This window comes from Microbacterium sp. LMI13-1-1.1 (assembly GCF_040815625.1).
GTDB classification, from domain to species: Bacteria; Actinomycetota; Actinomycetes; order Actinomycetales; family Microbacteriaceae; genus Microbacterium; species Microbacterium forte.
This window is the reverse complement of record NZ_JBFPNL010000001.1, coordinates 1,374,965-1,384,000: the sequence shown is the minus strand read 5'-3', so window position 1 is coordinate 1,384,000 and position 9,036 is coordinate 1,374,965. Positions and strand designations below refer to the sequence as shown.

Sequence of the window (9,036 nt, the reverse complement as noted above, 5' to 3'; positions counted from 1 at the left end):
GTTTCGGCGGCCATAGCGTGAGGGAAACGCCCGGTTACATTCCGAACCCGGAAGCTAAGCCTCACAGCGCCGATGGTACTGCAGGGGGGACCCTGTGGGAGAGTAGGACACCGCCGGACTTCTTTTAAGCAAATGGCCACCCATCGTTGGGTGGCCATTTTGCGTTAACAACATCTAGAACAGGGAGCATCATGCCGGAAGAGGAAGAGCGCCGTCCGCGTCGCAACGACGACAATGGATCGCGCGGTCACCGATCTTCCGGAGGGCGCTCGGATCAGAACCGCAGCAGCGGTCCGCGTCGTGATGACGCGCCCCGACGCGAGGGCGGATACAACCGTGATGGTGGTGCCCCGCGTTCGGGTGGGTATAGCCGTGATGGTGGCGCTCCCCGTTCGGGTGGCTACAACCGCGATGGTGGTGCCCCTCGTTCGGGTGGGTACAGCCGCGACGGTGGTGCCCCGCGCCGCGACAACGACGCTCCTCGTTCCGGTGGTTACAACCGTGACGGTGGCGCACCGCGTTCCGGTGGTTACAACCGCGACGGTGGTGCGCCTCGTTCTGGTGGGTACAACCGTGACGGTGGTGCCCCGCGCCGCGACAATGACGCTCCTCGTTCCGGTGGCTACAACCGCGACGCTGGCGCCCCGCGCCGCGACAATGACGGTCCTCGTTCGGGCGGTTACAACCGCGATGGGGGCGCACCGCGCTCTGGTGGCTACGACCGTGATGGTGGCGCGCCTCGTTCGGGCGGGTATAACCGTGATGGTGGCTCGCCTCGTTCTGGTGGGTACAACCGCGACGGTGGCACGCCTCGTTCGGGTGGATACAGCCGTGACGGTGGTGCCCCGCGCCGGGACAATGACGCTCCTCGTTCCGGTGGCTACAACCGTGATGGTGGTGCTCCTCGTTCGGGCGGGTACAACCGTGACGGTGGCGCCCCGCGCCGCGACAATGACGCTCCTCGTTCGGGCGGGTACAACCGCGATGGTGGCGCACCGCGCTCTGGTGGCTACAACCGTGATGGTGGTGCTCCTCGTTCGGGCGGGTACAACCGTGACGGTGCTGCCCCGCGCCGCGACAATGACGCTCCTCGTTCGGGCGGGTACAACCGCGACGGTGGCGCCCCGCGCCGCGACAACGACGCACCTCGTTCCGGTGGTTACAACCGCGACGGTGGCGCCCCTCGCTCGGGCGGTTACAACCGCGACGGTGGTGCGCCTCGTTCGGGCGGGTACAACCGTGACGGTGGTGCCCCGCGTTCCGGTGGATACAACCGTGACGGTGGTGCCCAGCGCCGCGACAACGACGCGCCTCGTTCCGGTGGCTACAACCGTGACGGTGGTGCGCCTCGCTCCGGCGGTTACAACCGTGATGGTGGTGCGGCTCGTTCGGGCGGTTACAACCGCGATGGTGGTGCCCCTCGGTCGGGCGGCTACAACCGCGACGGCGGCGCACCGCGCCGCGACAACGACGCACCTCGCTCCGGTGGCTACAGCCGTGACGGTGGCGCACCGCGCTCCGGTGGCTACAACCGCGATGGTGGCGCCCCCCGTTCGGGTGGATACAACCGCGACGCCGGACAGGAACGTGACTCGTCGCGTTCCTACCCGCAGCGTGGGGGAGCGGGCCGCGAACGTCCGATTCAGGCAGACGGAGATCGGCCGCGTTTCAACGACCCGCACATCCCGGATGAGGTCACGGCCCGCGACCTGCACACCTCGGCCCGCAACGAGCTGAAGACTCTCAGCAAGGAGAACGCCGAACTGGTCGCGCGTCACCTCGCCATGGCATCTCAGCTCATCGACGAGGATCCGGCCCGTGCGCACGAGCACGCTCTCGCCGCGTCTCGCCGCGCCGGCCGTATCGCGATCGTCCGCGAAACGCTCGGTATCACTGCGTACGCCACTGAGGACTTCGCTCTGGCTCTTCGCGAGCTGCGGACGTATCGTCGCATCTCCGGCAAGGACGACCAGATCGCGCTGATGGTCGACAGCGAGAGGGGCATCGGACGCCCCGACCGCGCTCTCGAGACCGGTCGCGCCGTCGACCGGGCTGCCCTCAGCACGCCCGTTCGCGTCTCTCTGGCGATCGCGATGTCGGGTGCACGCCTGGATCAGGGAGATCTCGAGCTCGCGCTCGGCGAACTCGAGATTCCCGAGCTCGACCCCGACCGTGCGTTCGAGTGGAGCCCTGCGCTGTTCGCCGCTCGTGCAGCAGTGCTCGAGGACCTCGGACGAACTGACGAAGCCGAGTTCTGGGCCCACCGCGCAGAGGTTGCCGCCCAGGCGCTCGGCGTCGACGAGGCCGGCGACGAGGAGATCATCATCGAGGACGGCCTGATCGAAGGCGAGTTCGACGACGACCACGCTGACGCTGACGCTGAGGCTGAGGCTGAGGCTGAGGCTGAGGCTGAGGCTGACGCTGACCCTGACGCTGACGCTGACGCTGACGCTGACGCTGACGAGGCTGACGAGGCTGACGACGCTCAGGCTGACGACGCTGACGTCGAGCCCGAGCCGTCCATCGACGACGAGGTGCGCGAGCTCCTCGGCGAAGACGACGCGGCTGCCGGCACTGACGATGGCGCCGACGAGACCGACGAGGGCCTCACAGCATCCGATTCGTCGAAGGAGGCGTAGTGGGGCTGTTCTCCAAGAAGCCTGCGCTGCGGACCCCGCTTGACGGCGTGGACGCCGTGCTCGCGGATCTGGATGGCGTCGTCTACGCGGGTCCGGGCGCTCTGCCGCATGCGGTGGAGAGCCTCAACGCCGCCGCGACGACTGCTCGGCTCGGGTACATCACGAACAACGCATCTCGCACAGACGCGTCGGTCGCCGAGCACCTGAGCAGCCTGGGCCTCGACGTCGCGCCCGCTGATGTGATCACCAGCCCGCAGGCTGCGATGCGGCTCCTCGCCGGAATCGTCCCGCCACCCGCCACGCTTCTGATCGTGGGCGGAGCGGGACTCGTCGACGAGGCGGAGAAGGCGGGCTACACCGTCACTCGCAGCGCCGAGGATGCTCCGGATGCGGTCGTGCAGGGCTTCGCCCCCGAGGTCGCGTGGACGGATCTCGCCGAGGCGGCCTTCGCGCTGAAGGTTCCCGAGGAGGATGGCGGCATCCCGTGGATCGCCACGAACACCGACTGGACGATCCCGCGCGAGCGCGGCGTCGCCCCGGGCAACGGCACGCTCGTGTCTGCCGTGCACACGGCGATCGGTCGGCTCGCGACCGTCGCCGGCAAGCCTGAGACGCCGATCTTCGAAGAGGCCACAGAGCGCTTCGGTGCGAAGAAGCCGCTGTTCATCGGCGACCGTCTCGACACGGACATCCTCGGAGCCGTCCGCGCGGGCATCGACTCCGCGCTCGTGCTCACCGGCATCGACCGACCGAAGCACGTACTCGCCGCGCCGGAGGGGTCGCGTCCGACGTACATCCTCAGTGACCTGCGCGAACTGCACCAGCCGTACCCGGAGGTCACGTCGAAAGACGGCGTCCACTCGGTCAACGGCGCATCCGTGCGGGTCGTCGGTGCCGACGTCGAGATCGTCGCCGAGGGCGAGTCGCAGATCGATCTGCTTCGGGCAGGCGCATCTGCGATCTGGGCCTCCGGAACACCGGTATTCGTGCTGCGAGTGCCCGAGCGTCTCTACGACGACCCGTTCCACCGGCCCTGATCGACGCCTCGCGCCGCCGTGGCTCCGCCGACGTGTCGGCGCCGCCGCGTACAGTAGAGGCGTGAGTGATGAGACGACGAATGCACCGGCCGACGGTCTGTGGAGTCGCCTGCGCCTGATCGAGGGGCAGCCTCTCGCTGCCAGAGCAGACGCGTACTCCGGGCTTCACGAAGAGCTGTCGCGCCGCCTCGACAGCGGCGCGAAGCTCGACCAGCGCGACGCGCCGGGCTCCCGATGACGCGACTCGATGCCGCCCTCGCCGCACGAGGACTCGCTCGTTCGCGCACGCATGCTGCCACGCTCATCGCCGGCGGTCTCGTGAGCATCGACGGCCGCCCCGTGGTGAAGGCCTCGACACCTGTCGCAGACACGGCGGAGATCACTGTCGCCGGCGCCGATCATTACGTCGGTCGTGGGGCGCACAAGCTGATCGCCGCTCTCGACGGATTCGGCATCTCTGCCGACGGCCGCCTCGCGCTCGATATGGGCGCGTCCACCGGCGGCTTCACCCAGGTGCTTCGTGAGCGCGGAGCGCGGCGCGTGCTCGCCGTCGACGTGGGCCACGACCAGATGGCCGCGGCCGTGGCATCCGACACCGGCGTCGTGGTCGTCGAGGGCTACAACGTCCGTCACATGACTCCCGAGAATCTCCAGGAGGTCACGGGCGAAGCGGACGCTCCCGACCTCATCGTCGGCGACCTGTCCTTCATCTCCCTCGAGCATGTGCTGCCCTCTGTCGCGGGGGTCGCCGCTGACGGCGCAGACATCGTCCTGCTCGTGAAGCCGCAGTTCGAAGTCGGTCGCACCGCGGTGCGCGGCGGACTCGTCACCGACCCGGCCACGCGCGCGGATGCCGTCGCACGAACGGCTTGGAGCGCCTGGGATGCCGGCCTGGGCATGCTCGGCATCCTGCCCTCGCCGATCCTCGGAACGCACGGCAACTCGGAGTATCTCCTGCACCTCGCGCCGGCGCGCGGCAGCGATCCGTCAGAATGGTCAGACCGCATCAACGCACTGGCAGGGAGACGATGAACGAGCGCAACATCCTGGTCGTCGCCCACGCCGGCCGGGAGGCCACTGTCGAGGCGGCCCGCAAGGTGATCGACGAACTCCGCGGTGCCGGTGCGCGTCCTGTGCTCCCGCCCGATGAGAGCGGTGACCTGAGAGCGGTCGACCCGCACTTCGCTGACGTCGACATCCTCGGCGAGACCGTGCAGCAGGACGAGCTCGAACTCGCGATCGTCCTCGGGGGAGACGGCACGATCCTGCGCGCCGCCGAACTGGTGCGCGGCTGCTCGGCACCCGTGCTCGGCATCAACATGGGACACGTCGGATTCCTCGCCGAGATCGATCGAGACGACATGGATGCCGCTGTGCGACGCGTCATCGATCGCGACTACGAGGTCGAAGAGCGCCTGGCGCTGTCGGTGCGCGTCAAAGACGTCGATGGCGCCGTCGTGTACGAGACCTTCGCGCTCAACGAGGCCACGGTCGAGAAGGCCAGCCGCGAGCGCATGATCGAGGTCGTGCTCGAGATCGACGGTCTGCCCCTGTCGAGCTTCGGCTGCGACGGCATGGTCGTGTCCACGCCGACCGGGTCGACGGCCTACAACTTCTCGGCGGGTGGGCCGGTCATCTGGCCCAGCGTCGAAGCCATAGCGGTCGTGCCCCTGTCGGCTCACGCTCTGTTCGCCAAGCCTCTCGTCGTCAGCCCCGACGCTGCCGTGGCCATCGAGATGCTCGAGGGCACCTCTGGTGCCGGCATCCTCTGGTGCGACGGCCGCCGCTCCCACGACCTGCCTCCTGGCGCACGGGTCGTGGTGCGCAAGTCCTCGCGTCCGGTGCGCCTCGCGCGCCTGCATCCCACCGAGTTCACCAACCGTCTGGTGCGCAAGTTCCAGCTGCCGGTCGCCGGATGGCGCGGACAGGGGGCGGCTTCGTGATCGAGGAGATGCGGATGCAGGGGCTCGGCGTGATCGCCGACGCCGTGCTGCCCCTCGGTGCCGGATTCACCGCGATCACGGGTGAGACCGGTGCGGGCAAGACGATGGTCGTGACCGGCCTCGGCCTGCTGCTCGGGCAGCGCGCCGACTCCGGAGCCGTTCGAGCGGGTGCAGCCCAGGCATCCGTCGCCGGCGTGTGGATCGTGCCTGAGACGGGCGACGTCGCCGACATCGTCACGGATGCCGGTGGAGAGCTGGAGCCTGCGGGGTCCGGTGTCGCCGAGCTGTACGTCTCCCGCACGCTGAGTGCCGAGGGCCGCAGTCGCGCGAGCGTCGGCGGACGCGCGGCGCCGGCGGGAGTGCTGTCGGCTCTGGCCGAGGAGCTGGTCGTCGTGCACGGCCAGTCCGAGCAGCTGAGGTTGCGCTCCTCCGCGGCGCAGCGCGATGCCCTCGACCGCTTCGGAGGTGCGCCGATCGCCGAGGCGCTGGACGCCTACGCGTCGTCGTTCGCCCGGTGGCGCGAGCTGGACGCCGAGATCGCCGACATCACCGAGAACCGCGACCGCCGTGCCGAAGAGGCATCGCGTCTCCGTGAAGCGCTGGCACTCATCGAAGCCGCTGCCCCCGAACCCGGGGAGGACGTCGAGCTGTCCGCACGGGCAGAACGTCTGGCGAACGCCGAGGAGCTGCGCCTCGCCGCGTCACTCGCGCACAGCGCGCTCTCGAGCGAAGAAGGCGAACCGGATGCATCGGCTCTGATCGCCGAAGCGCGTCGCGCGCTCGAGCGCGTCTCCGACGCCGCGCTCACCGACATCTCGGCCGCCCTCGCCGATATCGGCTACCGAATCGCCGATGTCGCGGGGCAGCTCTCGGCATACCTCGCCGACCTCGATGAGACAGGACCGCACGAGCTGGCAGCTGTCGAAGAGCGCCGCGCAGCTCTGGGCACGCTCATTCGTGCGCACGGTTCGCTGGACGAGGCTCTCGAGCTCTGGCAGACGGGGTCGACGCGGCTCGCTGAGCTCGACGACGACGGCGAGCGGCTCGATCGCCTCGAAGCCGAGCGCGATGCCGCCCGCGCAGATCTCGATGCACGCGCTGAGGCCCTGACGGCGGAGCGCACCGAGGCCGCCGCGCGTCTCGGAGTCGCCGTGAGCGAGGAGCTGCATGCCCTCGCGATGCCCGACGCGACCCTCGAGGTCGCGGTGACACCGGGCACGGAGAGCGCTCACGGTCGTGACGATGTCGCGATCCTGCTCGCCCCGCACCCGGGAGCCGAACCTCGATCCGTCGGCAAGGGGGCGTCGGGTGGTGAGCTCTCGCGGGTCATGCTCGCGATCGAGGTCGTCATCGCCGGAACAGACCCCGTGCCCACCTTCGTGTTCGACGAGGTCGATGCCGGCATCGGCGGTGCCGCAGCCATCGAGGTCGGCCGCCGACTCGCCCGACTTGCAGAGAAGTCGCAGGTGATCGCAGTCACTCATCTGGCTCAGGTCGCCGCGTTCGCCACCAACCATCTCTCGGTCGTCAAATCCAACGACGGAGCAGTCACCGCATCGAGTGTCCGTCGTCTCGAGGGTCAGGAGCGCGAGGCCGAGATGGCTCGACTGCTGTCCGGATTGACCGATTCGGATGCCGCGATCACCCACGCCCGAGAACTTCTCAGCCTCGGCACCCCCACCTCCTGATAGGATCGAAGCCCGTGATGAACTCTTCTTCTGCGGGGCCCAAGAACGACACAACCAAGCACATCTTTGTGACGGGTGGTGTCGTTTCGTCTTTGGGTAAAGGGCTCACTGCCGCAAGCCTAGGCAACCTCCTCACGGCCCGCGGACTCCGCGTCGTGATGCAGAAGCTCGACCCGTATCTGAACGTCGATCCGGGCACCATGAACCCGTTCCAGCACGGCGAGGTCTTCGTCACGGACGACGGCGCCGAGACAGACCTCGACATCGGGCACTACGAGCGCTTCCTCGACATCAACCTGTCTGAGGCCGCCAACGTCACGACCGGCCAGATCTACTCGCAGGTGATCGCCCGCGAGCGCCGCGGCGAGTACCTCGGCGACACCGTGCAGGTCATCCCGCACATCACCGACGAGATCAAGCGCCGCATGCGTCTGCAGGCAACCGAGGACCCGCGTCCTGACGTGATCATCACCGAGGTCGGCGGCACGGTCGGCGACATCGAATCGCAGCCGTTCCTCGAGTCGGCACGCCAGCTGCGTCACGAGCTCGGCCGCGACAGCGTCTTCTTCGTGCACGTGTCGCTCGTTCCGTTCATGGGGGCGTCCGGCGAGCAGAAGACCAAGCCGACGCAGCACTCCGTCGCCGCCCTCCGCCAGGTCGGCATCCAGCCCGACGCGCTCGTGCTGCGCAGCGATCGTCCGGTCAGCGAGAGCAACCGCAACAAGATCGCTCTCATGTGCGACGTCGACGCCGAGGGTGTCATCAACACGGTCGACCTGCCGAGCATCTACGACATCCCGTCGACGCTCAACGACCAGGGCCTCGACTCGTACATCGTGCGCCGCCTCGGTCTCGACCAGAAGGCCGCAGAAGAGGTCGACTGGACGCGCTGGAGCAAGGTGCTGCACGCCGTGCACAACCCCAAGCACGAGGTGACCATCGGTCTGGTCGGCAAGTACATCGACCTGCCCGACGCCTACCTCTCCGTGACGGAGGCGCTCAAGGCCGGCGGCTTCGCGCAGGAGACCAAGGTCAACATCCGCTGGATCCCGTCCGACCGCTGTGAGACCCCTGAGGGTGCGAAGGAGCAACTCGGCGAGCTCGACGGCATCTGCGTTCCCGGTGGCTTCGGCATCCGCGGCATCGAGGGCAAGCTGGGCGCGCTGAAGTTCGCGCGGGAGCAGGGCATCCCGACCCTCGGCCTCTGCCTCGGCCTGCAGTGCATGGTCATCGAGTACGCCCGCGATGTCGCCGGCATCACCGAGGCATCATCGAGCGAGTTCGACCCGCAGACCACCGAGCCCGTCATCGCCACGATGGCCGAGCAGGTCGAGATCCTCGACGGTGGCGACCTCGGCGGCACCATGCGTCTGGGGCTGTACCAGGCAGCACTCGCCGAGGGATCCCTGGCGCGCGAGCTGTACGGCGCGCCCGAGGCATCGGAGCGCCACCGTCACCGCTACGAGGTCAACAACGCCTACCGTGCTCGGCTCTCCGAGGCCGGTCTCGTGTTCTCGGGCCTGAACCCCGAGCTCGATCTGGTCGAGTACGTCGAGCTGCCGCGCGATGTGCACCCGTACTACATCGCGACGCAGGCGCACCCGGAACTCCGCTCGCGTCCGACCGCCCCGCACCCGCTGTTCCGCGGACTGGTCGGAGCCGCGATCGAGCGTCACCGCTCGAGTGAGCTGTTCGACGTCGAAGCCGATGCCTGAGTTCCTCGAAGCCG

General features: G+C 68.5%; 8 protein-coding genes and 1 rRNA gene. 8 read left to right on the top strand and 1 reads right to left on the bottom strand.

What is annotated here, in order from left to right; all coding sequences use genetic code 11:
* Positions 1-2 precede the first annotated feature (2 nt).
* A 5S ribosomal RNA gene (rrf, locus tag MRBLMI13_RS06820) occupies positions 3-119 on the top strand.
* Between the two features lie 45 nt (positions 120-164).
* Here the strand turns inward: rrf and MRBLMI13_RS06815 are convergent.
* Positions 165-1,778, bottom strand: a complete 1,614-nt coding sequence (locus MRBLMI13_RS06815) for a hypothetical protein (RefSeq protein WP_367819564.1) — start codon at positions 1,776-1,778, stop codon at positions 165-167.
* 6 nt (positions 1,779-1,784) lie between these two features.
* On the opposite strand from MRBLMI13_RS06815, the gene MRBLMI13_RS06810 reads away from it, so the two are divergent.
* From MRBLMI13_RS06810 to MRBLMI13_RS06780, 7 genes are all read left to right on the top strand, one after another.
* A complete protein-coding gene (locus tag MRBLMI13_RS06810; protein WP_367819566.1) occupies positions 1,785-2,639 on the top strand; it encodes a hypothetical protein in 855 nt (284 codons plus the stop codon).
* Positions 2,639-3,676: an HAD-IIA family hydrolase gene (locus tag MRBLMI13_RS06805; protein WP_367819568.1), complete on the top strand. Its 1,038-nt coding sequence runs from the start codon at positions 2,639-2,641 to the stop codon at positions 3,674-3,676. Before MRBLMI13_RS06810 ends, MRBLMI13_RS06805 begins: the two co-directional genes overlap by 1 nt.
* Positions 3,677-3,737: 61 nt before the next feature.
* A complete protein-coding gene (locus MRBLMI13_RS06800) occupies positions 3,738-3,914 on the top strand; it encodes a hypothetical protein (protein WP_367819570.1) in 177 nt (58 codons plus the stop codon).
* Positions 3,911-4,708, top strand: a complete 798-nt coding sequence (locus MRBLMI13_RS06795) for a TlyA family RNA methyltransferase (RefSeq protein WP_367819572.1) — start codon at positions 3,911-3,913, stop codon at positions 4,706-4,708. Before MRBLMI13_RS06800 ends, MRBLMI13_RS06795 begins: the two co-directional genes overlap by 4 nt.
* The gene (locus tag MRBLMI13_RS06790; RefSeq protein WP_042541651.1) at positions 4,705-5,619 is read left to right on the top strand and encodes an NAD kinase; all 915 of its coding nucleotides are present in this window, start codon (positions 4,705-4,707) and stop codon (positions 5,617-5,619) included. Before MRBLMI13_RS06795 ends, MRBLMI13_RS06790 begins: the two co-directional genes overlap by 4 nt.
* Positions 5,592-7,307, top strand: a complete 1,716-nt coding sequence (recN, locus tag MRBLMI13_RS06785) for a DNA repair protein RecN (RefSeq protein WP_414685944.1) — start codon at positions 5,592-5,594, stop codon at positions 7,305-7,307. The genes MRBLMI13_RS06790 and recN overlap by 28 nt, the downstream gene beginning before the upstream one ends.
* Before the next feature lie 17 nt (positions 7,308-7,324).
* Positions 7,325-9,022, top strand: a complete 1,698-nt coding sequence (locus MRBLMI13_RS06780; RefSeq protein ID WP_042541649.1) for a CTP synthase — start codon at positions 7,325-7,327, stop codon at positions 9,020-9,022.
* Positions 9,023-9,036: the final 14 nt, after the last annotated feature.

Coding starts and splice junctions, on each gene's coding strand:
- MRBLMI13_RS06780 (WP_042541649.1), top strand. CDS start 7,325: ATGAACTCTTCTTCTGCGGGGCCCAAGAACGACACAACCAAGCACATC.
- MRBLMI13_RS06795 (WP_367819572.1), top strand. CDS start 3,911: ATGACGCGACTCGATGCCGCCCTCGCCGCACGAGGACTCGCTCGTTCG.
- MRBLMI13_RS06810 (WP_367819566.1), top strand. CDS start 1,785: ATGGCATCTCAGCTCATCGACGAGGATCCGGCCCGTGCGCACGAGCAC.
- recN (WP_414685944.1), top strand. CDS start 5,592: ATGGCGCGGACAGGGGGCGGCTTCGTGATCGAGGAGATGCGGATGCAG.
- MRBLMI13_RS06790 (WP_042541651.1), top strand. CDS start 4,705: ATGAACGAGCGCAACATCCTGGTCGTCGCCCACGCCGGCCGGGAGGCC.